General features: G+C 66.5%; 18 protein-coding genes. 10 read left to right on the forward strand and 8 right to left on the reverse strand.

Annotated features, from left to right (window positions below):
* Positions 1-381: 381 nt before the first annotated feature.
* From KF707C_RS06425 to KF707C_RS06435, 3 genes are read right to left on the reverse strand one after another with little or no spacing between them, the layout of a single operon-like run.
* The gene (locus KF707C_RS06425; protein ID WP_003453496.1) at positions 382-1,815 is read right to left on the reverse strand and encodes an AdeC/AdeK/OprM family multidrug efflux complex outer membrane factor; all 1,434 of its coding nucleotides are present in this window, start codon (positions 1,813-1,815) and stop codon (positions 382-384) included.
* Positions 1,812-4,949 (reverse strand): efflux RND transporter permease subunit, encoded by a 3,138-nt coding sequence (locus KF707C_RS06430; protein WP_003453493.1) that lies wholly within the window; start codon positions 4,947-4,949, stop codon positions 1,812-1,814. Before KF707C_RS06430 ends, KF707C_RS06425 begins: the two co-directional genes overlap by 4 nt.
* A gap of 11 nt (positions 4,950-4,960) precedes the next feature.
* Positions 4,961-6,103, reverse strand: a complete 1,143-nt coding sequence (locus KF707C_RS06435) for an efflux RND transporter periplasmic adaptor subunit (protein ID WP_003453487.1) — start codon at positions 6,101-6,103, stop codon at positions 4,961-4,963.
* Between the two features lie 201 nt (positions 6,104-6,304).
* On the opposite strand from KF707C_RS06435, the gene KF707C_RS06440 reads away from it, so the two are divergent.
* The 4 genes from KF707C_RS06440 (at position 6,305) to KF707C_RS06455 (ending at position 11,754) form a co-directional block, all read left to right on the forward strand.
* Complete coding sequence (locus tag KF707C_RS06440; protein WP_036993315.1) at positions 6,305-6,946, forward strand: TetR family transcriptional regulator; 642 nt, start codon at positions 6,305-6,307, stop codon at positions 6,944-6,946.
* A gap of 376 nt (positions 6,947-7,322) precedes the next feature.
* The gene (locus KF707C_RS06445) at positions 7,323-9,059 is read left to right on the forward strand and encodes a type I secretion system permease/ATPase (protein ID WP_003453484.1); all 1,737 of its coding nucleotides are present in this window, start codon (positions 7,323-7,325) and stop codon (positions 9,057-9,059) included.
* Between the two features lie 66 nt (positions 9,060-9,125).
* On the forward strand, positions 9,126-10,409 hold the full coding sequence (locus KF707C_RS06450) for an HlyD family type I secretion periplasmic adaptor subunit (RefSeq protein WP_394296135.1): 1,284 nt from the start codon (positions 9,126-9,128) through the stop codon (positions 10,407-10,409).
* 1 nt (position 10,410) lies between these two features.
* Complete coding sequence (locus tag KF707C_RS06455) at positions 10,411-11,754, forward strand: TolC family outer membrane protein (protein WP_003453480.1); 1,344 nt, start codon at positions 10,411-10,413, stop codon at positions 11,752-11,754.
* Between the two features lie 9 nt (positions 11,755-11,763).
* On the opposite strand, the gene metR is transcribed toward KF707C_RS06455, so the two are convergent.
* Positions 11,764-12,681: a transcriptional regulator MetR gene (metR, locus tag KF707C_RS06460; protein ID WP_003453478.1), complete on the reverse strand. Its 918-nt coding sequence runs from the start codon at positions 12,679-12,681 to the stop codon at positions 11,764-11,766.
* A 237-nt stretch (positions 12,682-12,918) separates the two neighbouring features.
* Here metR and KF707C_RS06465 point away from each other — a divergent pair, with 237 nt between their 5' ends.
* Positions 12,919-13,914, forward strand: a complete 996-nt coding sequence (locus KF707C_RS06465; RefSeq protein WP_003453476.1) for an alpha/beta fold hydrolase — start codon at positions 12,919-12,921, stop codon at positions 13,912-13,914.
* Positions 13,915-14,053: 139 nt separating this feature from the next.
* Here the strand turns inward: KF707C_RS06465 and glpD are convergent, their stop codons facing one another.
* Entirely contained in the window at positions 14,054-15,586 is a 1,533-nt protein-coding gene (glpD, locus tag KF707C_RS06470; RefSeq protein ID WP_003453474.1) for a glycerol-3-phosphate dehydrogenase, read from the reverse strand.
* A gap of 132 nt (positions 15,587-15,718) precedes the next feature.
* Entirely contained in the window at positions 15,719-16,477 is a 759-nt protein-coding gene (locus KF707C_RS06475) for a DeoR/GlpR family DNA-binding transcription regulator (RefSeq protein WP_003453471.1), read from the reverse strand.
* 101 nt (positions 16,478-16,578) lie between these two features.
* Here KF707C_RS06475 and ybaK point away from each other — a divergent pair, with 101 nt between their 5' ends.
* The 3 genes from ybaK to KF707C_RS06490 all read left to right on the forward strand — a co-directional run bounded on the left by ybaK (position 16,579) and on the right by KF707C_RS06490 (position 19,519).
* Entirely contained in the window at positions 16,579-17,049 is a 471-nt protein-coding gene (gene ybaK, locus KF707C_RS06480) for a Cys-tRNA(Pro) deacylase (protein ID WP_003453469.1), read from the forward strand.
* A 61-nt stretch (positions 17,050-17,110) separates the two neighbouring features.
* The gene (gene glpK / locus KF707C_RS06485) at positions 17,111-18,598 is read left to right on the forward strand and encodes a glycerol kinase GlpK (RefSeq protein WP_003453466.1); all 1,488 of its coding nucleotides are present in this window, start codon (positions 17,111-17,113) and stop codon (positions 18,596-18,598) included.
* Between the two features lie 138 nt (positions 18,599-18,736).
* Positions 18,737-19,519: a PhzF family phenazine biosynthesis protein gene (locus KF707C_RS06490; protein WP_003453464.1), complete on the forward strand. Its 783-nt coding sequence runs from the start codon at positions 18,737-18,739 to the stop codon at positions 19,517-19,519.
* A gap of 86 nt (positions 19,520-19,605) precedes the next feature.
* On the opposite strand, the gene KF707C_RS06495 is transcribed toward KF707C_RS06490, so the two are convergent.
* Both KF707C_RS06495 and argF read right to left on the reverse strand, forming a co-directional pair.
* The gene (locus KF707C_RS06495; protein ID WP_003453463.1) at positions 19,606-20,715 is read right to left on the reverse strand and encodes an ABC transporter ATP-binding protein; all 1,110 of its coding nucleotides are present in this window, start codon (positions 20,713-20,715) and stop codon (positions 19,606-19,608) included.
* Entirely contained in the window at positions 20,712-21,629 is a 918-nt protein-coding gene (argF, locus tag KF707C_RS06500) for an ornithine carbamoyltransferase (RefSeq protein WP_003453462.1), read from the reverse strand. The genes KF707C_RS06495 and argF overlap by 4 nt, the downstream gene beginning before the upstream one ends.
* A gap of 427 nt (positions 21,630-22,056) precedes the next feature.
* Here argF and KF707C_RS06505 point away from each other — a divergent pair, with 427 nt between their 5' ends.
* Entirely contained in the window at positions 22,057-22,497 is a 441-nt protein-coding gene (locus tag KF707C_RS06505; protein WP_003453461.1) for a hypothetical protein, read from the forward strand.
* Positions 22,498-22,634: 137 nt separating this feature from the next.
* Positions 22,635-24,743, forward strand: a complete 2,109-nt coding sequence (locus KF707C_RS06510; protein WP_003453457.1) for a molybdopterin oxidoreductase family protein — start codon at positions 22,635-22,637, stop codon at positions 24,741-24,743.
* Positions 24,744-24,801: the final 58 nt, after the last annotated feature.

A 24,801-nucleotide genomic window follows, 5' to 3' on the forward strand; every position in this document is an offset into this window, starting at 1 on the left:
CGGTTCCCACCGCAACGGTTGGGGACTCTAGCGAGGGGGCTTGTAGGCGCTCAAGGCGCAAGGCCTGTCAGAAATGTCCCGAAATGATCGCTGTCGCAAGGAGCGGAACGGGTGTCCGGCGGAGAGGCCCGCACTAGAGCGACTTGTTGTTTTATTGCCGAATTTCCCGACGGAATGCCCTTGGTTCTTCCGGGTTTCGTCATCATTTCGTAGCGGAGCTTCTACACTCTTGAAACACAGACCATTGGTGCTCTGTGCTTTGTTTGGGTCGCCTTCGTGGCGGCCTTTTTCTTTTCCGCTGCCCAATAAAGAACGCCCCCGACATTCGGGGTCGGGGGCGTCGGGTGGATTCCTCGTTCTTGAGAAGCGGGGAGTCGCGGGTCAAGCCTCCGGGGAGCCATCTCCCTGTTCTTTCCAGCCGCCGCCCAGGGCCTTGTACAGGTTCACCTCGCTGGCGAGCTGGTTGAGGCGATCGCCGATGAGTTGCTGGCGGGCGCTGAACAGCTGGCGCTGGGCATCCAGCAGCGTCAGGTAGCTGTCCACGCCGGTGCGGTAGCGGCGTTCGGCGAAGCCGTAGTACTCCTCGGTGGTTTTCACCAGGGCGCGCTGGGCATCCAGTTGCTGCTGGTAGGTGGTGCGCGCGGCGAGGCCGTCGGCCACCTCCTGGAAGGCCACCTGGATGGCCTTCTCGTAGTTGGCCACCTGGATGTCCTTCTGCAGTTCGCTGTACTCCAGGTTCGCCTTCAGCCGGCCCGCATTGAAGATCGGCAGGCTGATGCTGGGCTGGAACAGCCAGCTTCCCGATCCGGCGTCGAACAGACCGGACAGCTCGTCGCTCAGGCTGCCGGCGTTGGCGGTGAGGCTGACGCTGGGGAAGAAGGCCGCACGGGCGGCGCCGATGTTGGCGTTGGCGGCCTTGAGCTGATGCTCGGCCTGGAGCACGTCAGGGCGGCGCTGCAGCAGGTCGGACGGCAGCCCCGCCGGCACTTCCGCCAGCAGGTCGTCGTCCAGGTGCATGCCCCTGGGGAGGTTCTCCGGCAGACCGGTGCCCAGTAACTGGATCAGGGCGTTGCGGTCCTGGGCCACCAGTCGGCTGTACTGGGCCAGGCTGACCTGGGCGCTTTCCACCGCCGTGCGTGCCTGGCTCAGGGACAGTGCGTCGGCGACGCCGACATCGAAGCTGCGCTGGGTCAGGGCGTAGCTTTCCTCGTAGGTCTTCAGGGTGTCGCGAGTCAGTTGCAGCAGAGCCTGGTCCGCCTGCCAGTCGAGGTAGGCGGTGGCCACCGCGGCCACCAGGCTGATCTGGGTGCTGCGGCGCGCCTGCTCGGTGGCGAAGTACTGCTCCAGGGCTTCCTGGCTCAGGCTGCGCAGGCGACCGAAGAAGTCCAGTTCCCAGGCGTTCACGCCCAGGGTGGCGCTGTACTGGCCGCTTGTGGTGGCTTCGCCGCTGCTGCTCAGGCTGCCGGGCAGGCGCTGGCGGGTGGCGCCGCCGTCGGCCGAGACGCTGGGGAACAGGTCAGCACGCTGGATGCGGTAGAGCGAACGGTAGGCCTCGACATTGAGCGCGGCCACCCGCAGGTCGCGGTTGTTGGCCAGGGCGAGCTCCACCACCTGGCGCAGCGCCGGGTCGTGGAAGAACTCGCGCCAGTCCAGCTCGGCGGCGGCGGTGTCCACCTGGGCCGCGCCCTGGCTGTAGGCTTCGCCTTCCGGCCAGTTGGTGGCTACCGGCGCCTCGGGGCGCTGGTAGTCGGGGATCATCGAACAGCCACCGAGCAGGGTCGCGGCGATGGCCAGGGATAACAGGGAATGCCTCACTGCAGGGCCTCCTCGGTTTTCTCGGCGGACCGCTTGCGCTTCTCGAACAGCGAACAGACCACCACGTAGAACAAGGGAATCCAGAAGATCGCCAGGACCAGCGCGCTGAGCATGCCTCCGATCACCCCGGTGCCGATGGCGTGCTTGCTGCCGGCGCCGGCGCCGGAAGCGATGGCCAGGGGCAGCACGCCGAGGATGAACGCCAGGGAGGTCATCACGATGGGGCGCAGGCGCATGCGGCAGGCCTCGATGGCCGCCTGGACCAGGCTCATGCCCTGCTCGTGCTGGGCCTTGGCGAACTCGACGATGAGGATCGCGTTACGCGCCGACAGGCCGATGGTGGTGAGCAGGCCGACCTGGAAGAACACGTCGTTGGACAGGCCGCGCAGGCTGGTGAACATCAGCGCGCCGATCACGCCCAGGGGCACCACCAGCATCACCGAGAAGGGGATCGACCAGCTTTCGTACAGGGCCGCCAGGCAGAGGAACACCACCAGCAGCGACAGGGCGTAGAGGGCCGGGGCCTGGGCACCGGACAGCCGCTCCTCGTAGGAGAGGCCGGTCCAGGCGTAGCCGACGCCCGCCGGCAGCTGCTTGGCGATCTCTTCCACGGCGGCCATGGCGTCACCCGAGCTGTAGCCCGGAGCGGCCTCGCCGAGGATTTCCACCGCCGGCACGCCGTTGTAGCGCGCCAGCTTCGGCGGGCCGTAGGTCCACTCGCCGCTGGCGAAGGCGCTGAAAGGCACCATCTGGCCCTGGTCGTTGCGCACGTACCACTTGTTCAGGTCTTCCGGGTTCATCCGTGCTTCGGGTTCGCCCTGCAGGTAGACCTTCTTCACCCGGCCACGGTCGATGAAGTCGTTGACGTAGCTGGCGCCCCAGGCGATGGAGACGGTGTTGTTGATATCCGACAGGGAGAGCCCATGGGCGCGGGCCTTCTCGTCGTCGATCAGCAACTGGTACTGGGGCTCGTCACGCAGGCCGTTGGCGCGGACGCGGTTGAGCACCGGGTTCTTCGCCGCCAGTTCGAGGAACTGGTCACGGGCTTCGTTCAGGGCCTCGTGGCCGATGCCGGCGCGGTCCTGGAGGAAGAAGTTGAAGCCGGTGGCGTTGCCCAGCTCCATCACGGCCGGCGGCGCGAAGGCGAACACCATGGCGTCGCGGAAACTGAAGAAGTGCTTCTGGGCGCGCTGGGCCAGGGCGGCGACGCTGTTCTGCTCGCCGGGGCGCTCGTCCCAGGGCTTGAGCATGATGAAGGCCATGCCCGAACTCTGGCCGCGTCCGGCGAAGTTGAAGCCGGTCACGGTGAACACCGACTTCACGGTGTCCTGCTCCTGCTCCAGGAGGTACTGGCGCATTTCGTCCACCACCACCTGGGTCCGTTCGGCGCTGGCGCCGGCCGGGGTCTGCACCTGGGCGAAGAGCACGCCCTGGTCTTCCTCGGGGAGGAAGGCGGTGGGGATGCGGGTGAACATGAAGGCCATGACGCCGACTATCACCAGGTACATCAGCAGGTAGGGGGCCTTGCGCTTGAGCATGGCGGCCACGCCGTTCTGGTAGGCCTGGTTGCCACGCTCGAAGCTGCGGTTGAACCAGCCGAAGAAGCCGCGCGCCTCGTGGTGCTCACCCTTCCTGATAGGTTTGAGCAGGGTGGCGCAGAGGGCCGGGGTGAAGATCAGCGCCACCAGCACCGAGAGCGCCATGGCGGCGACGATGGTGATGGAGAACTGCCGGTAGATCACACCCGTGGAGCCGCCGAAGAAGGCCATGGGCAGGAACACCGCCGAGAGCACCAGGGCGATGCCCACCAGCGCGCCCTGGATCTGGCCCATGGACTTGCGGGTGGCTTCCAGGGGCGACAGGCCCTCCTCGCGCATCACCCGCTCGACGTTTTCCACCACCACGATGGCATCGTCCACCAGCAGGCCGATGGCCAGCACCATGGCGAACATGGTCAGGGTGTTGATGGAGAAGCCGAAGGCCGCCAGCACGCCAAAGGTACCCAGCAGCACCACGGGCACCGCCAGGGTCGGGATGATGGTGGCGCGCAGGTTCTGCAGGAACAGGAACATCACCAGGAACACCAGGACGATGGCCTCGCCCAGGGTGTGGATCACGCCCTCGATGGAGGCCGAGACCACCGGGGTGGTGTCGTAGGGGAACACCACCTTCATCCCGGCGGGGAAGAAGGGTTCCAGTTCGCCGATGGTCTGGCGGATCGCCTTGGCGGTGTCCAGGGCGTTGGCGCCGGTGGCCAGCTTGATGGCCAGGCCGGAGGCGGGCTTGCCGTTGTACTGGGCGCTGATGCTGTAGTTCTCGCCGCCCAGCTCGATCTTGGCCACATCCCGCAGGCGCACCTGGGAGCCGTCACGGTTGACCTTGAGCAGGATGGCGCCGAACTGCTCGGGCGTCTGCAGGCGGGTCTTGCCGATGATGGTGGCGTTGAGCTGCTGACCGGGGGAGGCGGGCAGGCCGCCGAGCTGGCCGGAGGAGATCTGCACGTTCTGCGCCTGGATGGCGGTCTTCACGTCCACCGGCGTCAGCTGGTAGTTGTTCAGCCTGGCGGGGTCCAGCCAGATGCGCATGGCGTACTGGGCGCCGAACACCTGGAAGTCGCCCACGCCCTTGGTGCGCGAGATCGGGTCCTGGATGTTGGAGACGATGTAGTTGGCCAGGTCGTTCTTGTCCATGGAGCCGTCTTCGGAGACGACGCCGATCACCAGCAGGAAGTTCTTCACCGCCTTGGTGACGCGGATGCCCTGCTGCTGGACCTCCTGGGGCAGCAGCGGGGTCGCCAGCTGCAGCTTGTTCTGCACCTGGACCTGGGCGATGTCGGGGTTGGTGCCCTGCTCGAAGGTGGCGGTGATGGTCATGCTGCCGTCGGAGTTGCTCTCCGAGGAGATGTAGCGCAGGCCGTCGATGCCGTTGAGCTGCTGCTCGATCACCTGCACCACGGTGTCCTGCACCGTCTGCGCGGAGGCGCCGGGGTAGCTGACCTGGATACCGACCGCGGGCGCGGCGATGCTGGGGTACTGGTTGATCGGCAGTTTCAGGATCGACAGGCCGCCAGCGAGCATGATCACCAGCGCGATCACCCAGGCGAAGATCGGGCGATCGATGAAGAATCTGGACATCTGGAGGCTCCTTAGTGGCTCTTGGCCAGGCCGTCGCCGGACGCTTGCGGGTTGGCCACGTTGGTGGCCGGGGAGGCTTCCACCTCGGCGCCCGGGCGGACGAACTGCAGGCCCTCGGTGATCAGGCGATCCCCCGGGTTCAGGCCTTCGCTCACCAGCCAGCGGTCGCCGACGGTGCGTTGGGCCTTGAGCTGGCGCAGTTCCACCTTGTTCTCGGCATTCACCACCAGGGCGGTGGCCTGGCCCTTGAGGTCGCGGGTGATGCCCTGTTGCGGCGCGAGGATGGCCTCCTGCTTCACCGCCGAGTTGAGCCGGGCGTGGACGAACATGCCGGGCAGCAGGGTGTGGTCGGGGTTGGGGAACACCGCGCGCAGGGTCACCGAGCCGGTGCCTTCGTCCACCGAGACCTCGGAGAACTCAAGGCTGCCCTTCTGGCTGTACTCGCTGCCGTCCTCGAGGATCAGAGTGACCTTGGCGCTCTTGTCGCCGGACTTCTCCAGCTGGCCGTCGGCCATCTCCTTGCGCAGGCGCAGCAGGTCCGTGGTGGACTGGGTGACGTCGACATAGATGGGATCGAGCTGCTGGATGGTGGCCAGGGCGTTGGCCTGGCCATTGCTGACCAGCGCACCCTCGGTCACCGCCGAGCGGCCGACGCGGCCGGAGATGGGCGCCAGCACCTTGGTGTAGCGCAGGTCGATCCTGGCTTTCTCCAGGGCGGCTTCGGCCTGCAGGCTGGCGGCGCGGGCCTCGTCATAGGCCTGCTTGCTCACCGCCTGGTCCACCACCAGGGTCTTGTAGCGGGACGCCAGGGACTGGGCGGAGGCGAGGCTGGCCTCGGCGCTCTTGAATGTGGCGGAGTAGACCGACGGGTCGATCTGGTACAGCTGCTGGCCCGCCTTCACCTCGCTGCCCTCGGTGAACAGGCGTTTCTGGATGATCCCGTCCACCTGCGGGCGGACCTCGGCGATGCGGTAGGCGCTGGTGCGGCCCGGGAGTTCGGTGGTCAGGGTGAACGCCTGCGGTTGCAGGGTGACGACGCCGACCTTGGGGGTCTGGGCGGGCGGGGGAGCCGAGGCTTCCTGGCAACCGGCGAGGCTGAGCGTGGCCAGGGCGATGGCGGAAACCAAGGCGGCAAAGGCTGGCTTCATGGGCATCTGAAGGGACCTCATTCTTTGGGTGACAACCCTGGGGAAGGGCTGGGCGCAGGGCGAGTTGTGGATTCTTGCGGAGGTGTAAGAATATACTTACATGCGTGAATGTTTGTAAATCGAATATTCCGACACCGATGTCAGATTTTGTTTCTCTGAGTGGGCGATTTTTTCCTTTGTCTCCAGACGGATAGGTTTCAGCGGCACATGGCCAGACGTACCAAAGAAGAAGCCGAAGAGACCCGGGTGCAGATACTCGATGCCACCGAACGGGTCTTCCACGAGAAGGGGGTTTCCCGTGCCTCCCTGGCGGAGATCGCCACCGCCGCCGGCGTGAGCCGGGGCGCCATCTACTGGCATTTCGAGAACAAGACCGACTTGTTCCAGGCGATGCTGGAGCGCATCCGCCTGCCCCTGGAAGAACTGGCACGCGCCAGCGAGCGGGAGGACGAGCCCGATCCGCTGGGGCGCATGCACCAGTTGCTCGTGCGCCTTCTGAAGCGTGTGGAGCTCGACCCTCAAAGCCGGCGCATCCACGAGATCCTCCGCTACAAGGTGGAGTACACCGAGGAACTGGGGGACCTGCACCGTCGCATGCGGGAGCAGAGCATCGAGTGCGACCAGCGCATCGCCAAGGCGCTCTCCAATGCCGTCAGTCGTGGCCAGTTGCCCGCCGGCCTGGATTGTCGCCTCGCCGCCGTCAGCGTCCATGCCTATATGGAGGGGATCCAGACCAACTGGTTGCTGGCGCCCGACGGCTACTCCCTGGCGGACGAGGCGGAGATCCTGGTCGACAGCCTGATGGACATGCTGCGACTAAGTCCGGCGCTGCGCAGGCACGCTCCCTGAGCCCGGCGCGGATCCTGCCCCGGCGATAGCCGGTTGCCGGCAGCGCTGCGGGAGGGGCGCCACTTTTATGGCGCCAATTCATCTCGTTCGTCCCGCACATTTTTTCGCCGTCACCCCCACTTTTCGCCTGGGCCGCTCTGGAATGGGCTTATCAGCGTTAATGAGAACGTCTCTCGTCTCCTTGGCGTGTCGCTGGTCGGGCTTAATCCCGCAGCCGTCCGACGGGTGGGGTGCAGCGCTGGCGATGCGTCGGACTATTGGCTAAGCCTGTCCCTAGGGTTCTGCGGGGGCAGCGCCGTAGTGCTCCTTGGCTTCGAACTATAAGAAGGCGGCCGCGTCCGGGCCGATCCCACCACTCCGCCACTGGAGCGCCGAGATGAAGACTTTCTCGCAGCCCCGATCCGAGTTGTCCGAGATCCTCAACCGCCTGCGCCACACCTTCTATGTGGTGGGTGGCTTCAGCGGGGTCGTCAACCTGCTGATGCTGGCCCCGGCCATCTACATGATGCAGGTGTACGACCGCGTGCTGGCCAGCAGCAACGTCACCACCCTGATGATGCTCACGGCGCTGATCCTCGGGCTCTACCTGCTGATGTCGCTTCTGGAGGTGGTGCGCTCCACGGTGCTGATCCGCCTGGGTAACCGCATGGACATGAGCCTGAACAAGCGCATCTTCAATGCGTCCTTCGAGCGCAACCTGCGGCGAGCCGGCGGCAACCCGGCCCAGGCCCTGCAGGACCTGTCCCAGGTGCGCCAGTTCCTGACCGGCAATGGCCTGTTCGCCTTCTTCGACGCCCCCTGGACGCCCATCTACCTGCTGGTGATCTTCCTCGTGCATCCGTTGCTGGGGATCATCACCCTGGTGGGCTCGGCGATCCTCTTCGGCCTGGCGCTGCTCACCGAGGTGGTGACCCGGGGACCGCTGATGGAGGCCAACCAGGCGGCCATGTCCTCCGGCGCCTTCGCCAACAACAACCTGCGCAACACCGAGGTGATCGAGGCCATGGGGATGCTGCCGGCGATCCGCGAGCGCTGGTTCGGCAGCCACCAGCGCATCCTCGAGAAGCAGACCCTGGCCTCGGACCGCGCAGCCTACATCAACGGTGTCAGCCGCTTCGTGCGGGTCACCATGCAGTCGCTGATCCTCGGCGCGGGCGCCCTGCTGGCGATCAAGGGCGACATCACCGCCGGCATGATGATCGCCAGCTCCATCCTCAGTGGCCGCGCCATGGCCCCGGTGGAGCAGGCCATCGGCGTCTGGAAGCAGTTGCTGTCCGCCCGGGCGTCCTGGGAACGGCTGAACAAGCTGCTGCAGGACTTCCCGGCGCGCAAGGAAGCCATGTCCCTGCCCAAGCCCCTGGGCGCCCTGTCCGTGGAGCAGGCCATGACCGCCGCCCCGGGAGGCGTCTCGACCATCCTGCGTGGCATCAACTTCAACCTGGCGCCCGGCGAAGCGCTTGGCATCATCGGCCCCTCGGCCGCCGGCAAGTCCACCCTGGCGCGCCTGCTGGTGGGCGTCTGGCCGGCGCAGGGTGGAAAGGTGCGGCTCGACGGCGCCGATATCTTCCTCTGGAACAAGGAGGAACTGGGGCCCTCCATCGGCTACCTGCCCCAGGACGTGGAGCTGTTCGAAGGCACCATCGCCGAGAACATCTCCCGCTTTGGCGAGCTGGACAGCGAGGCGATCATCCTGGCGGCCAAGCGCGCCGGGGTCCATGACATGATCCTGCGTTTCGACAAGGGCTACGACACGCCCCTGGCCGGTGACGGCAGCCCGCTCTCCGGCGGCCAGAAGCAGCGCATCGCCCTGGCCCGGGCCATCTATGGCGACCCCTCGCTGATCGTGCTGGACGAGCCCAACGCCAACCTCGACGACCTCGGCGAGGCGGCACTGGTGGAGGCCATCCTCGACCTGAAGAAACGGGGCAAGACCCTGGTCCTGATTTCCCACAGACCCAGCGTGCTCAGCACGGTGGACAAGGTGCTGCTGCTGCGCGACGGCGGCGTGCAGCTGTTCGGTCCCCGCGAGGAAGTCTTCGCGGCCCTGCGCCAGGCCAGCGTCATGCCTTCCGTGGGCACCCCCAACCTGGCGTCGATGCGGGCGAAGGAGTAATCCATCATGCAAGCGGCAAGCGAAAGCAAGGCCCTGGTCAAGGTCGAGGAACCGGCACAGGTGGACATGGACGACCGCCGTCCTGCCCGCTGGGGCGTCGGCCTGGTGCTGGCCGGCTTCGGCGGCTTCCTCGTCTGGGCGCTGGTGGCGCCCCTGGACGCCGGGGTGGTGGCCAATGCTACGGTCAACGTGACCAATGCCCGCAAGACGGTGCAGCACCTCACCGGCGGCACCGTGTCGGCGATCCTGGTGCGTGAGGGGGACAAGGTGCGCGCCGGCCAGGAGCTGGCCCGCCTGGACCCGACCCAGGCCATCGCCGAGCAGGGGGCGCTGAGCTCCCAGTACATAGTCGCCAAGACCGTGGAGGACCGCCTGGTGGCCGAGCGCGATGGCGCCGACACCGTCACCTTCACCTCGGAACTGCTGGAGCGCTTCGGCGGTGATCCGCGCCTGATGGAGGCCGTCGCCCTGCAGCAGCGCCTGTTCCAGACCCGGCGCAAGGCACTGCTGGGCGAGATCAGCATCCTCCATGAGAACCTCAATGGCGCCGAGGAGCAGCTCAAGGGCCTGCGTCAGGTGCAGGGGACCCGCGCCCGGCAGGCCAGTCTGCTGGAACAGGAGCTGGAGGGGGTTCGCAGCCTGGCGGCCGAAGGCTACATCCCGCGCAACCGCATGCTGGAGCTGGAGCGCAGCGCGTCCGAGCTGAACGGCGCCCTGGCGCAGAACGTCGCCGACATCGGCCGGACCCGCAACCAGATCGCCGAGCTCAAGCTGCGTATTCTCCAGCGCGAGCAGGACTTCCAGAAGGAAGTGGAGTCCCAGCTCACCGATATCCAGCGGGAGACCACCTCCCTCGCCGAACGCCTGCGCTCGGTGGACTACCAGGTGGACAACACCGTGATCCGCTCCCCCATCGACGGCATCGTCCTGGGGCTGAATATCGCCACCGTGGGGGGGGTGATCCAGCCCGGCGCGCCGATCATGGACGTGGTGCCGGACAAGGAGCCTTTGCAGGTGGATGCCCAGGTGCCGGTCCAGGCCATCGACAAGATGGTGCCCGGCCTGCCGGTGGACATTGCCTTCCCGGCCTTCAACCACGCGCAGACGCCCAATATTCCCGGTCGCGTGCTGACGGTGGCCGCCGACCGCCTGGTGGACGAGGCCAGCAAGCAGCCCTACTACCTCGCCCAGGTGGAGGTGACCGCGGAGGGCATGAAATTGCTCGGTCCGAACAATATCCGTGCGGGAATGCCGGCTACAGTGACTATCAAGACCGGTGAACGCAGCCTGATGAGCTACCTGATGAAACCCCTGCTGAGCCGGGTCGGAAACGCATTCAAGGAGCAGTGACATGAGCCCCCGGAAGGCCCTCGCGGGATTACTTGGAATCGTTGCCCTGCCGGTGTCGGCCATGGACCTGGCGGAAGCCTGGAACGTCTATCAGATCCAGGGGCCGACCTACCTCGCCTCGGTGCACGAGCGCCAGGCTGGCCAGGAGTACAAGGAGCTGGGCAAGGCCGGGCTGCTGCCCAGCATCAACGCCACCGCGTACTGGAAGCGCGTGGACGGTACCAGCGAGCAGGAGAACCTCCTTGGGCGCAGCGTCGAGAGTGACCTGGATTACGACTCGCGGGGCGCGGTGGTGGAGTTGCGCCAGCCGCTGTTCAACAAGCAGCGCATGGCCGAGTACCGCCAGGGCAACCAGCGGACCCTGTTCAGCGATGCGGTGTTCGACGCCAAGACCCAGGAGTCGGCGGTGAGCCTCGCCAGCCGCTACTTCGCCGTGCTGCTGGCGCTGGAGACCATCGAGCTGGCCAAGGTGAAACTGAAGAACCTGGAGGAGCAGGTGCAGTCCGCCAAGCGCCGTTTCGACCTTGGCGACGGTACCGTGATCGACGTCGACCAGGCCTCCGCCCGGCGCGACCTGGCCCGGGCCGAACTGATCGAGGCCGAGGACAACCTGCTGGTGGCCCGCCGCCTGCTGCAGGAGTTGCTGGGCGTGGTGCCGGAGCAGATGTCCACCCTGCGCACCGACTTTCCCACGCCGCCGCTGGAGCCGCCGTCGCTCCAGGACTGGCTCAACGACGCCAAGGCGAACAACCCCGCCATCATCGCTCGCCGCCATAGCGTCGATATCGCCGACCAGGAGGTGAAGCGCGCCAGCGCTGGGCACTGGCCCACCCTGGACTTCGTCGCCGCCTACAACGACACCGAGAGTGACTCGGTCTCCACCCAGGACCAGCACAACAAGTACGGCTCGGTGGGCGTCGAACTGCGGATGCCGATCTTCGCCGGTGGCGCCACCAACGCCCAGGTGCGCCAGGCGTCGGCCAACCGCGAACTGGCCAACGACCAGCTCAACTCCAGCCGGGAGGAAGTGCTCTCCGGCACGACCCGCGAGTTTCGCGGGGTGCAGAGCGGCGAGCAGCGTATCCGGGCACTGGAGCAGGCGGTGATCTCCAGCGAGCGGGCCCAGGACTCGGCCCGCAAGGGCTTCCGGGCCGGCACCAGCACCAACCTGGATATCCTCAATGCCGAGGAACAGGCCTTCATCGCCCGGCGCGACCTGCTGGAGGCCAAACTGCGCTACCTGCTGTCGCGGTTGCGCCTTGCCGCGTCGGTGGGGTCGCTGGGGGGCGATGATATCCAGCGGGCCAACGACTACCTGGGCCCCTCGATCTCGATGCAGCAGTGAGTTTCCCGTTCAGCGTGCGGCGCTGACACCCTCCAGGGTGGCGAAGGAGGTGTCCTTGGCGGTCAGCAGGAAATCGCGCATGAAGGGCGCATCCAGCATGTCCGCACGGATGGCGGCATGGAGGGTGCAGTACAGCCCTTTCTCGCCCAGGCGCCGGGCCGTGACATAACCCCGGGAACTGTATTCGTGCAGCGCCCAGTTGGGCAGGGCGCACACGCCCCGGCCACTGGCCACCAGCTGCATCATCATCACCGTGAGCTCCGAAGTGCGGACCTGGGCCGGCTCCACATCCGCCGGTTCGAGGAAACGGGTGAAGATGTCCAGGCGATCCCGCTCGATCGGGTAGGTGATCAGGGTTTCCGATTCCAGGTCTTCCGGCGTCACGAAGGGGCGGCTGGCCAGAGGGTGCTGGTTGGCCACGGCCAGCAGGGCTTCGTAGGTGAACAGCGGTACGTAGGTGATGCCGGCCAGGTCGATCGGGTCGGAGGTCACCACCAGGTCCAGGTCACCCCGGGCCAGGGCCGGCAAGGGGGCGAAGGAAAAGCCTGAGGCCAGGTCCAGTTCCACTTCCGGCCAGGCATCGCGGAACTGGTCGATGGTGGGCATCAGCCACTGGAAGCAGCTGTGGCACTCGATGGCCATGTGCAGGCGGCCGGCGGTGCCGCCGGCGAGCCGCGCCAGGTCACGCTCGGCGCCGCGCAACTGGGGCAGGACGCTGTCGGCCAGTTGCAGGAGGCGCAGGCCGGCACTGGTGAAACGCACCGGCTTGGTCTTGCGCACGAACAGCGGCATGCCGAGGCGTTCCTCCAGCTCCTTGAACTGGTGGGAGAGGGCCGACTGGGTCAGGTGCAGGCGCTCGGCGGCTTCCACCAGGCTGTCGGCTTCGCGCAGGGCGTGCAGGGTCTTGAGATGGCGCAGCTCGAGCACGGGGCGGTTCTCCATGAGGAAAATTCTAGATAAATGATGATTCGTTGAGTTTGTCTCAAGTTGATGCGGCTGTCGACGGGCCCCAGGCGCACCCATCGCGTCGTCCGTCCGTTAATGGCGGGCCGCCGACGACCGTTCGGCGTCCTTCATCAAAGTGTCATGGTTCTGTGGCAGTGCGACGCACGGGAATTCATCAGAATCGCGGTCGACTGGGGTTTTTCGTTCTGGATTTTCGATATGCGTGTGCTGATCCTGCTCGCCGCGCTTCTTTGCGGCGTGCCTTCCTTTGCTTTCGCCACCACCCGCTGCGACGTCACCGTGCCCACGGAAACGGTCGCACTGGGTGAGGTGCGCCTGGCCTACCAGAGCGTGGGCCGGGATCGGGATCCGGCTCTGCTGCTGGTCATGGGGCTGGGCGGGCAACTGATCCACTGGCCCGACGAGGTGGTGCGGCGTCTCTGCCAGAGCGGCTTCCGGGTGATCCGCTTCGACAATCGCGATGTCGGCCTGTCCGCCTGGGTCGGGGCCGCGCCTTCGGTGAACCTGTCTTATGAGGTGGTGCGCTACCGCCTCGGACTGCCGGTGGCGGCGCCCTACGGCCTGCGGGACATGGCCGGGGATGCGTTGCACCTGCTGGATGCCCTGGGGATAGGCGAGGCCCATGTGCTGGGGGCCAGCATGGGCGGGATGATCGCCCAGCACCTGGCGGACATGGCCCCTGAGCGGGTATTGAGCCTGACCCTGGTGATGACCAGTTCCGGTGCCCAGGGGCTGCCGGCGCCCAGCCCCGCGCTGCTGGAACTGCTGGCGCGCCGCGAGGCACCGAGCCGCGAGGTGGCCATTGCGCAGCAGGCGGACCTGCTGGGCGCTCTGGGCAGCCCCGAAGTGGCCGATGATCGGGACCAACTGCTGGAGCAGGCGGCGCGTGCCTACGACCGGTCCTTCGACCCCGAGGGGGTGCAGCGGCAGATGCTGGCGATCCTCGCCGAGCCCAGCCGTGTCGACCTGCTCAACCGCCTGCGCGTGCCGACGCTGGTGGTCCACGGCACTGCCGATCCCTTGCTGCCGGTGATGCATGGTGTGCACGTGGCCGCCCATATCAAGGGCTCGGAGCTGCGGCTGATCCCCGGCCTGGCCCATCGCTTCCAGGAGGCCTTCAAGGAGCCGCTATTGGCGGCGGTGCTGCCCCATCTGCTGGCCCATCGCGCGGAGGGGCATGTGGCGCAGCTTTAGCTGTGGGGGAATCCATTGGCGAGCGAGTGGGCTTGCTCGCGAAGGTCATCACTGCGTTCGCCGGCGAGCCGGCTGCTACGACGTGAGACCCCGCGACGCGTCCTGCAATCCCGGAAACAGGCCTTCGTCTGATCCGGCCTCAAGCCGCATCGGCCCTTGGTCGATGGGGCGGCTGCTGCTGTTTGAGGTACTGGGCCAGCCGCGCCTGCTGGCCGGGGGTCATGAACAGGCCCAGCTTGGTGCGGCGCCAGAGGATGTCCTCGGCGCTCATGGCCCATTCCTCGCGGCACAGGTAATCCACTTCACGGGCATACAGGCCGGCGCCCAGGTGTTCGCCCAGGTCCACCAGCTCCCGCACACCCTCCAGCAGACGCCAGGTGCGGCTGCCATAGAGGCTGGCCCAGCGCCGTGCCAGGCTCGTCGGCAGCCAGCCGTGGCTGGCGCACAAGGTTTCCACCAGGGCGCTGCGGGTCTCCATGCCTTCGCCGCCGGGCAGCGGCGCCTTTGCAGTCCAGGCACCGCCGGCCAACGGAAACCAGGGAGCCAGCTGTTGCAGGGCGGACTCGGCCAGTCGGCGGTAGGTAGTGAGCTTGCCGCCGAAGACCGACAGCAGCGGCGCCTCCCCCGGGTGTCCGGCGAGGGCCAGGGTGTAGTCGCGGGTGACGGCGGACGGGTCGGCGGACTCATCGTCGCAGAGCGGGCGCACGCCGGCGTAGCTGTGGAGGATGTCGTCCTCGGCCAGTTGGCGCTTGAAGTGGCGATTGACCACGTCCAGCAGGTAGCGGGTTTCCTCGGGGGTGATGGCGACGTCCGCCGGATCGCCGTGGTACTCGCGGTCGGTGGTGCCGATCAGGCTGAAGCGCTCCAGGTAGGGAATGACGAAGACGATCCGGCGATCCTCGTTCTGCAGGATGTAGGCCTGTTCACCGTCATGCAGGCGCGGCACGACGATATGGCTGCCCTGGATCAGGCGGATGCCGTAGGGCGCGCGCTGCTTGAGGTCGTGCTCGATGACGCGGGCGACCCAGGGACCTGCGGCGTTGACCAGGGCGCGGGCGCGGATGGACAGCAGGCTGCCATCGGAGCGTTCCAGGTGGATGTGCCAAAGCCCTTTGCTGCGGCGGGCGCTGACGCAGCGAGTGCGGGTGTGGACATGGGCGCCATGCTCCCGGGCGGCCATGGCGTTTAGCACCACCAGGCGGGCATCGTCCACCCAGCAGTCGGAGTATTCGAAGCCCTGGGTGATTTCCGCCTGCAGGGGGCTGCCAGCGCCGAAGCGCAGTCCCCGCGACGCGGGCAGCCGCTCGCGCTTGCCCAGGTGGTCGTAGAGGAACAGACCGGCGCGGATCATCCAGGCCGGGCGCAGGTGCGGGCGGTGGGGGAGGATGAAGCGCATGGGCTTGATGATGTGCGGCGCCTTGGCCAGCAGCACTTCGCGCTCGGCGAGGGCCTCGCGCACCAAGCGGAATTCATGATGTTCCAGGTAGCGCAGGCCACCGTGGATCAGTTTGCTGCTGGCGGATGAGGTGTGTTGCGCGAGGTCGTCCTTTTCGCAAAGGAACACCGACAGGCCGCGTCCGGCCGCGTCGGCGGCGATGCCGGCGCCATTGATGCCGCCGCCGATCACGGCGAGGTCATAGACTTCAGCGATAGGGGAGTGGCTGTGATTCATCGCGGGGCACCGTAATCGAAATCGAACTCTAGATGTTCATTTTCGAAAATAGCCTAGTCGAGTGAACGAAAGATGACCAGCCCGGTCTCGGCCTCGACGCCGGGCGGTCATGGGGGTTCAGGCTGGCGTCGGTCAGACCCGTTCCAGGTGGACCTTGTGCTCGGCGAGGAGGCGGGAAAGGGCGGGGGAGGGCTGGTGGTCGGTGAACAGGCGGTCCACCAGGGCGATGGAGCCCAGGCGAACCAGGGCGTTGCGGCCGAACTTGCTGGAGTCGGCGGCAAGGAATACCTGGCGGGCGTTGTCGATGATGGCCTGGGAGACGCGGACTTCCTGGTAGTCGAAATCCAGCAGGCTGCCGTCTTCGTCGATGCCGCTGATGCCCACCACGGCGTAGTCCACCTTGAACTGGTGGATGAAGTCGACCGCCGCCTGGCCGACGATGCCGCCGTCGCTGCGCACCGTGCCGCCAGCCACCAGGACCTCGAAGTCCGACTTGTCCGCCAGTTGTGCCGCCACATGGAGGTTGTTGGTGATCACCTTCAGGCCCTTGTGGCCCATGAGGGCGCGTGCGATGGCTTCGGTGGTGGTGCCGATGTTGATGAACAGCGAGGCGTGGTCGGGGATGTACTCGGCCACCGCGTCGGCGATCCGCTGCTTCTCGTCGCGGTTCTGGCCGGCGCGCATGGCGTAGGCGGTATTCTGGATGCTCGAGGCCTCGGCCGCCGCGCCGCCGTGGGTTCGCCGCAGCAGGCCGTGTTCGGCCAGCTGGTTGATGTCGCGGCGGATGGTCTGCGGGGTCACGGCGAAGGCCTGGGCCAGTTCGTCGATGCTGACGTAGCCGCGATCGCGGGCGAGTTCGAGGATGTCCTGTTGTCGTGGGCCCAGGTTCATGCTGGCTCCTTGTGCTGCGCGGCATTATAGCGGCGTGCTGCCGAATGGCCGCTTTTCCGCTAAGGTACGCCGAATCTGTCGCAGGATTTTCACAATCGAACATGACTCCCGCCATCGATCTGCTGAAGAAGGCCAAGGCCGAGCACAAGGTGCTCAGCTATGCCCACGACCCCAAGGCGCCCTCCTATGGTCTGGAGGCCGCCGAAAAGCTCAACCTGGACCCCGCCCGGGTGTTCAAGACCCTGCTGGCGACCACCGAGAAGGGCGAGTTGCTGGTGGCGGTGGTGCCGGTGGCCGGCACCCTCGACCTCAAGGCCCTGGCCCAGGCTGCGGGCGCGAAGAAGGCCGAGATGGCGGACCCGAACCAGGCACAGCGGGCCACCGGTTACCTGGTGGGCGGCATCAGCCCGCTGGGGCAGAAGAAGCGCCTGCGTACCTTCATCGACAGCAGCGCCCGCCGGTTCGACAGCATTCATGTCAGCGCCGGGCGTCGGGGACTGGAGGTGGAACTCGCCGCCGAGACCCTGGCCACCCATACCCAGGGGCAGTTCGCCGATATCGGCCGGCCCTGAGCGCGTTCCCCGTTCCCCGGCGCTCCGCTGGCTCCAGAACCCATAACAAGGAAGCATCGCCATGGCCCAATACCTGCTCGCCATCGACCAGGGCACCACCAGCAGCCGCGCCATTGTCTTCAGCGCCCAGGGCCTGCCGGTGGCTCGGGCCCAGCAGGAGTTCACCCAGTACTTTCCCCAGGATGGCTGGGTGGAGCACGACGGCGAGGAGATCTGGCTGACCACCCTCAAGGTCTGTCGCGAAGCCATCCAGCAGAGTGGGCTGAATCCGGCGGATATCGCCGCCATCGGCATCACCAACCAGCGGGAAACCACCCTGGTGTGGGATGCCGTCACCGGTACGCCGATCCACCCGGCGATCGTCTGGCAGGATCGGCGCACGGCCGACTACTGTTCCGAGCTGAAGGCCGCCGGCCATGAAGCCGATGTGGCCGCGCGGACCGGGCTCTTGATCGACCCCTATTTCTCCGCCACAAAGTTGCGCTGGGTGCTGGAGAACGTCCCCGGTGCCCGGGAGCGTGCCGAGCGTGGGGAGCTGCGTTTCGGCACCGTGGATTGCTTCCTGCTCTGGCGCCTCACCGGCGGCAAGGCGCATCGCACCGATGCCACCAACGCCTCGCGAACGCTGCTGTTCAATATCCACAGCCAGCAGTGGGACCTCGACTTGCTGAAACTGTTCGGCATTCCCGCGAGCCTGCTGCCGGAGGTGCTGGATTGTGCCGCCGAGTTCGGCGAGACCAACCCTTCGCTGCTGGGGGCGGGCATCCCGGTGCTGGGCATGGCCGGCGACCAGCAGGCGGCCCTGGTGGGGCAGGCCTGCTTCCAGCCGGGCATGGTGAAAAGCACCTATGGAACAGGCTGCTTCATGATCCAGAACACCGGTGAGCGGCCAGTGGTCTCGCGCAACCGGCTGCTTACCACCGTGGGCTATCGCCTGAACGGCAAGGTGAGCTATGCGGTGGAAGGCAGCATTTTCGTCGCCGGCGCCGCCGTGCAGTGGCTGCGCGACGGCATCAAGCTCATCAGCCATGCCCGCGATACCGAGGCACTGGCGGAGCAGACCGGCGATGCCTGCGGGGTCTATCTGGTGCCGGCCTTCACCGGGCTCGGGGCCCCTTACTGGGACCCGCGCGCCCGTGGTGCGATCTTCGGCCTGACCCGCGACACCGGAATCAAGGAGATCGTCACCGCTGGCCTGCAATCGGTCTGCTATCAGACACGCGACCTGCTGGAAGCCATGGCCCAGGACGGTGCGGCGGCCCCCAGCGCGCTGCGGGTGGACGGCGGCATGGTGGAGAACAACTGGGTGATGCAGTTCCTGGCGGACATTCTCGGGGTGCCGGTTGAGCGTCCCGAAGTGACCGAGACCACGGCCCTCGGAGTGGCCTACCTGGCGGGCCTGCAGGCCGGTCTCTATCGAGACCTCGACGAGGTGGCCGGCCATTGGCATCGCCAGCAACGCTTCGTGCCGCGTATGGCCGAGGCTCATCGAAAGAAGCTCTACGAGGGCTGGCTGGACGCGGTGCAGCGGGTTCGCAGCGGCGCCTGAGCCGCCGGGGTGCGTCCGCGCCTTGGACTGGCGCCGTCGCACTGGGCGAGCTGTACTCAATCCGATGCTGGCGACTGTACGGCGCAAGGAGCGCCGCAAGCTGGCATGCTGGACCTCTCACCCCTTCAGGAGCTCGCCATGCAGCTGGATTTCCACCAGGTCGACGCCTTCACCCAACGCCCCTTCGGCGGCAACCCGGCAGTGGTCTATCGCCTCGACGCCTGGCTAGATGACCAACTGATGCAGCGTATCGCCGCAGAGCACAACCAGTCGGAAACCGCCTTCCTGGTCAGGGAGGGGAGCGCCTGGCATATCCGCTGGTTCACGCCCAAGGCGGAGGTTCCGCTCTGCGGCCACGCGACCCTGGCCAGCGCCCACGTGTTGCTGGAGATTTTCCAGGAGCCGGGTGATCGCCTGGAGTTCACCAGCAAGTCCGGCCCTTTGCGGGTGAGCCGCGAGGAGGAGGGGCGCCTGGCCCTGGATTTCCCGGCCCAGGTTCCCCAGGAAGCCGGGGTGACCCTGGAGCTGGAACATGCCCTGGGCGTCGCGCCGGTGGACGCCTTGGGGGCCAGTTTCCTGATGGCGGTGCTGGACAGCGAACAGGCGGTTCGTGCCTGCTCGCCGGACTTCAAGGCGTTGGCGAAGTTGCCTTGGGCCGGTGTGATCGTCACGGCGCCAGGCATGAAGCACGACTTCGTTTCACGCTTCTTCGCACCGGTGATCGGGATCGAGGAGGACCCGGTGACCGGGGCCGCCCACTGCATGCTGATTCCCTATTGGGCCAACCGGCTCGGCAAGCGCGTCTTGCGGGCCGAGCAGTGTTCCGCCCGCAGCGGCGAACTCTGGTGCCGCCTGGATGGCGATCGCGTGAGCATCGCCGGGCACTCGGTGCTGGTGGCCAGTGGCAGGCTCTGGGTATGAGGGCGCGGGAAGGCGGGCGATACGGAGCCTGACCCCCTCGTCGTGAGGCTCATGAAAAGGCGCATTTGCGCCTTTTTTGCCGAGTGTCAGAGCGCCCCGCTGATGCGGCGAACGCCGGACTCCTGGGGTGTGAAGTGGGCGGCGACGCTGCCCTGGGCGGGGAAGACCACCAGGTGATCGGCGGCAACGCGAATGCCTACGTCCTGGCCGGGCTGGTGGTCGGCATGGCTGGGGAAGATGGATTCCAGCTGGCTGCCGGTGGCCAGTTGCAGGCGATACAGCGTGGCGGCACCGAGGAAGGTCTTGCCGATCACCGTCGCCCGCAGGTCGCTCTCCGGCGCGTGGACGATGTCGTCCGGACGCAGCAGTACGTCCACCGCCGAGCCCTGGGGCCAGGCATAGGCGCGGTTGCCACGGATGGTGCCCAGTTCGGTGCTCACCGCATCGGCCGACACCAACTGGCCGCGGATAAAGTAACCCTGGCCGACGAAGCTGGCGACGAAGGGCGTCACCGGCTCGTGGTAGAGGTTGTAGGGGGTGTCCCACTGTTCCAGCAGGCCATTGCGGAACACGCCGACATGGTCGCTGACGGCGAAGGCCTCTTCCTGATCGTGGGTCACCAGGATGGCGCTGGTGCCCCGCGCCTTGAGGATCTCCCGGACTTCCTGGCTCAGTCGGCGGCGCAGTTCGCCATCGAGATTGGAGAAGGGCTCGTCCAGCAGCAGCAGGCGAGGTTCCGGTGCCAGGGCCCGGGCGAGGGAGACGCGCTGTTGCTGACCGCCCGACAACTCATGGGGATAGCGCTTGGCAAGATGACCCAGCTTCACCAGTTCCAGCAGTTCGGCCACCTTGCGTTCGCTGTCGGGGGCCTTGCGGATGCCGAAGGCGACGTTGTCGGCCACCGTCAGGTGCGGGAACAGGGCGTAGTCCTGGAAGACCATGCCGATGCGTCGCTTCTCCGGCGCCAGGGTGAAGCCAGCGCGGGAGATGACTTCGTCGGCCAGCTGGATTTCCCCTTCGAGCACCGGCTCGAATCCCGCGATGGCACGCAGCGTGGTGGTCTTGCCGCAGCCGGAGGGGCCGAGCAGGCAGCCGATATCGCCGGCGTTGAGGTGGAGGTTCAACCCCCGTACCACATGCTGGTCGTGGTAGCCGCAGGTCAGGTTGCGGAGGCTGAGGAGAATGTCGTGGGTCATGCGTGGTGGGCGTGTTCGACCAGCAGTTCGAGCAGCGCCTTCTGGGCGTGGAGTCGGTTCTCCGCCTGGTCCCAGGCGACGGAGCGCGGGTCGTCCAGCAGGTCCTCGCTGATTTCTTCACCGCGGTGGGCCGGCAGGCAATGCATGAAGATTGCGTCCTCGGCGGCGAGGTCGAGGAGCGCCTTGTTCACCTGGTACGGGGAGAACAGTGCCAGGCGCTTGGCGGTTTCCTCTTCCTGGCCCATGGAGGTCCAGACATCGGTGCTCACCAGGTGGACGCCGGTCACGGCCTCCTTCGGGTCGCGTGTCACCATCACGCGGTCGCCGGCCCTGGCGAGCAGGCTGGCGCTGGGTTCGTAGCCTTCCGGGCAGGCGACGCGCAGCTGGAAGTCGAACTGGATGGCCGCCTCGATATAGGAGTTGCACATGTTGTTGCCGTCGCCGATCCAGGCCACCGTCTTGCCCTGGATGCTTCCGCGATGTTCGAGGAAGGTCTGCATGTCCGCCAGCAACTGGCAGGGGTGCAGGTCGTCGGACAGGCCGTTGATCACCGGCACGCGGGAGTGGGCGGCGAATTCGGTCAGCGTGCTGTGGGCGAAGGTGCGGATCATCACCGCATCCAGCATGCGCGACATGACGATGGCGCAGTCGCTGATGGGCTCGCCGCGACCCAGCTGGGTGTCGCGCGGGGACAGGAAGATGGCCTGGCCGCCGAGCTGGATCATGCCCGCCTCGAAGGACAGGCGAGTCCGGGTGGACGCCTTCTCGAAGATCATCCCCAGTACGCGGCTCTTCAGGGGTTCGTAACGCACGCCTCGGTTGCGCAGATCCTTCAGCTCGGTGCCTCGACGGATCAGGCTGTTCAGCTCCTGGGGAGTGCAGTCCATCAGGGAGAGAAAATGCCTAGCGCTCATGGTTACTACCTTTCTTCTTTTGCCTTTGGCCGCTGTCCTGGCCGGGTGATGCGGGAACAACGTAGGCGGGACGGGCGGTTGAAGCCGCACGTGGCGACGATTAGGGGGAAGGCGCGATCTTATAAGGATTTGTCGCCTGATGCCAACAGGGGCCTGGACGGGGCCGGCTCGGTGGCGTTTGAGGCCGTTTCCCTCGCGGGTTCGTCACGGAATAGCCGGGTGGGAATGGCGGTTTTCCCCCTCGCCGATGCCGAGCTCGACGGTGCTCGATAGGAAATTTCAACAGGCAGCTTGGGAAGGCGTGAACTGATGCGCCTGGGGACCCCGTTGCTAAGGTTTCGCGTCCCCCGAGCACGGCTTCGGGGGATGGGTCGCAGATGGATGTTCTGCGAGGCCATCACGCCATACCTGAATCATGGAGATATAAATGAAGAAGTTCCTTGCTACCGCCGGCCTGGTCACCGTCATCGCCGCCGTCACCGGCTGCAGCAGCTACAACGTCAGCCAGCCGATCGCCCCGGTCGCTGGCGCAGTCAAGACCAATCTGAAGGCGGATGTCGCCGTCGGCGAGGCCATCAGCGGCCAATCGTCGGTAAACATCCTGTTTGGCGTCATCAAGATCGGTGGCGACAACCAGTTCGCCGACGGCGTGACCTATGGCGCCGAGAGCGGCTCCGGGATCAACCTGGCCGCCTTCGACCCGGTCTCCAGCGCCAAGGCCGCTGCGGCGTTCAAGGCGGTGAAAGGTTCCGGCGCCGACCTGATCGTCGCTCCGCGCTACGAAGTGAGCGTGAACGACTACCTCGTCTTCAAGCAGGTCAGCGTGAAGGTGACCGGCAACAAGGGCACCATCCAGTCGATCCGCTGAGCCGGTAAGTCGAATCGGCAGGTCTGATGCCTGCCGATTCATGCCGTTGAGGCTACTGGCCGGCTGCCCGAACCGGCGCCATAGTCTTGATCTCGCGACCCGACCGGTCGTCTCGAACAAGAACATGAGGCCAGGCGATGACCAAGACCCTCCACCACCGAGCGTGCCATCTCTGCGAGGCCATCTGCGGCCTGAGCATCGAGACCGAGGACCAGGCTGACGGCAGCCGTCGCATCCTCTCCATCAAGGGGGATGCCCTGGACAGCTTCAGCCGAGGTCATATCTGCCCCAAGGCAGTGGCCCTGCAGGATATCCAGAACGACCCGGATCGCATCCGCCGCCCCCTGCGTCGTGCCGGAGACGAGTGGTTGCCCATCGACTGGGACGAGGCCTTCGCCCTGGTGGCCGAACGCCTGGCGGACATCCAGGCCCGCCACGGCAACGATGCGGTGGCCGTGTACCAGGGCAATCCCAGCGTGCACAACTACGGGTTGATGACCCACAGCAACTATTTCCTCGGCCTGTTGAAGACCCGTGGGCGCTTCTCCGCTACCTCGGTCGACCAGTTGCCCCATCACCTGGTCAGCCACCAGATGTACGGTCATGGCCTGCTGATTCCGATTCCCGACATCGATCACACCGGCTTCATGCTGATACTGGGCGGCAATCCCCTCGCCTCCAATGGCAGCATCATGACCGTGCCGGATGTCGAAAAACGCCTGAAGGCGCTGCAGGCCCGGGGCGGCCGGCTGGTGGTGGTGGACCCGCGCCGCAGCGAGACGGCGGCCATGGCCGACCAGCATCTGTTCATCCGGCCCGGCCAGGACGTGGCGTTGCTCCTTGGCCTGCTGAGCACGCTGTTCGAGGAAGGGTTGGGCCGGGCCAGCCACCTCCAGGTGAACGGTCTGGAGCAGGTCCGGGCGGCCGTGGTGGGCTTCACGCCCGAGTCCATGAGTGCCCGTTGCGGTATCCCGGCTGAGGTCATCCGCCAGTTGGCCCGGGACTTCGCCGCTGCCGAGCGTGCGGTGTGCTACGGCCGTATGGGCGTTTCCACCCAGGCCTTCGGTACCCTCTGCCAATGGCTGATCCAACTGATCAACCTGGTGACCGGCAACCTCGATCAGGTCGGCGGCGTCCTCTGCACCGAGCCGGCAGTGGACCTGGTCGCTGCGACTTCGGGTGGCCACTTCAATCGCTGGCAAAGCCGCGTGTCCGGATTGCCCGAGTATGGCGGTGAACTCCCGGTGGCCGCGTTGGCGGAGGAGATGCTCACCGCCGGCGAGGGCCAGGTACGTGCGCTGGTCACGGTGGCCGGCAATCCGGTGTTGTCCACGCCCAATGGCCGACAGCTGGAGCAGGCCCTGGACGGGTTGGAGTTCATGGTCAGCATCGATCTCTACATCAACGAGACCACCCGCTACGCGGACCTGATCCTGCCGCCCACCGCGCCCCTGGAACATGACCACTACGACACCACCTTCAACCTGTTCGCGGTGCGGAACGTGACGCGCTTCAACGAGGCGGTTCTGGCGCGTCCCGAGGGCGCCTTACACGACTGGGAGATTTTCGTCGGCCTGGCCAGGGCCTTCGCGGCGCGGACAGGGATGTCCCTGAAGCCGACCCTGGCGCCGGAGCAGATGATCGACCTGGGACTGCGGGCCGGGCCCTATGGCGATCGCTCCGGGCTCCAGCTCTCCGTTGCGCGCTTGAGGGAGCATCCCCATGGCATCGACCTGGGGCCGCTGAAACCGAATCTCGGTGGCCGTCTCAAGACCGCCAGCGGCCAGGTGGAAGCGGCTCCGTCCCTGCTGCTGGGCGATCTGGCGCGCTTCGCGGCCCAGCCTCTGCCCGATGATGGCCAACTGGTGCTGATCGGCCGACGCCATGTGCGAAGCAACAACTCCTGGATGCACAACTACCATCGCCTGGTGAAGGGCAAGCCGCGGCACCAGCTGCTGATGCATCCCCAGGACCTCGAGGCACGGGGTCTGGTGGATGGCCAGCGGGTGAAGGTGCGGTCACGCGTTGGGGTGATCGAGGTGGAGGTCGGGGCCAGTGAGGACATGATGCCGGGCGTGGTGAGCCTGCCCCACGGTTGGGGTCATGCGCGTCCCGGCGTGCGCCTGGGGATCGCGAGGGAACAGCCCGGTGCCAGTGTCAACGACCTCACGGATGAGCGCCATCTGGACGCCTTGTCCGGCAATGCGGCGTTGAATGGCGTTCCCGTGGAGGTGGTTGCCGCCTGAAGGCAAGGGAAGGCCGAGCGATTCGCTCGGCTTTCCTATACAATGCCGCCATCCTGCC

The organism is Pseudomonas furukawaii (genome assembly GCF_002355475.1).
Classification (GTDB): domain Bacteria; phylum Pseudomonadota; class Gammaproteobacteria; order Pseudomonadales; family Pseudomonadaceae; genus Metapseudomonas; species Metapseudomonas furukawaii.

What these genes read in the sequence shown, in the direction of transcription:
- ybaK (WP_003453469.1), top strand. Translation starts at nt 16,579, where the DNA reads ATGACTCCCGCCATCGATCTGCTGAAGAAGGCCAAGGCCGAGCACAAG.
- KF707C_RS06445 (WP_003453484.1), top strand. Translation starts at nt 7,323, where the DNA reads ATGAAGACTTTCTCGCAGCCCCGATCCGAGTTGTCCGAGATCCTCAAC.
- KF707C_RS06440 (WP_036993315.1), top strand. Translation starts at nt 6,305, where the DNA reads ATGGCCAGACGTACCAAAGAAGAAGCCGAAGAGACCCGGGTGCAGATA.
- KF707C_RS06465 (WP_003453476.1), top strand. Translation starts at nt 12,919, where the DNA reads ATGCGTGTGCTGATCCTGCTCGCCGCGCTTCTTTGCGGCGTGCCTTCC.
- KF707C_RS06430 (WP_003453493.1), bottom strand. Translation starts at nt 4,949, where the DNA reads ATGTCCAGATTCTTCATCGATCGCCCGATCTTCGCCTGGGTGATCGCG.
- glpK (WP_003453466.1), top strand. Translation starts at nt 17,111, where the DNA reads ATGGCCCAATACCTGCTCGCCATCGACCAGGGCACCACCAGCAGCCGC.
- KF707C_RS06450 (WP_394296135.1), top strand. Translation starts at nt 9,126, where the DNA reads ATGGACGACCGCCGTCCTGCCCGCTGGGGCGTCGGCCTGGTGCTGGCC.
- glpD (WP_003453474.1), bottom strand. Translation starts at nt 15,586, where the DNA reads ATGAATCACAGCCACTCCCCTATCGCTGAAGTCTATGACCTCGCCGTG.
- KF707C_RS06495 (WP_003453463.1), bottom strand. Translation starts at nt 20,715, where the DNA reads ATGACCCACGACATTCTCCTCAGCCTCCGCAACCTGACCTGCGGCTAC.
- argF (WP_003453462.1), bottom strand. Translation starts at nt 21,629, where the DNA reads ATGAGCGCTAGGCATTTTCTCTCCCTGATGGACTGCACTCCCCAGGAG.
- KF707C_RS06475 (WP_003453471.1), bottom strand. Translation starts at nt 16,477, where the DNA reads ATGAACCTGGGCCCACGACAACAGGACATCCTCGAACTCGCCCGCGAT.
- KF707C_RS06505 (WP_003453461.1), top strand. Translation starts at nt 22,057, where the DNA reads ATGAAGAAGTTCCTTGCTACCGCCGGCCTGGTCACCGTCATCGCCGCC.
- KF707C_RS06490 (WP_003453464.1), top strand. Translation starts at nt 18,737, where the DNA reads ATGCAGCTGGATTTCCACCAGGTCGACGCCTTCACCCAACGCCCCTTC.
- KF707C_RS06435 (WP_003453487.1), bottom strand. Translation starts at nt 6,103, where the DNA reads ATGCCCATGAAGCCAGCCTTTGCCGCCTTGGTTTCCGCCATCGCCCTG.
- KF707C_RS06510 (WP_003453457.1), top strand. Translation starts at nt 22,635, where the DNA reads ATGACCAAGACCCTCCACCACCGAGCGTGCCATCTCTGCGAGGCCATC.
- KF707C_RS06455 (WP_003453480.1), top strand. Translation starts at nt 10,411, where the DNA reads ATGAGCCCCCGGAAGGCCCTCGCGGGATTACTTGGAATCGTTGCCCTG.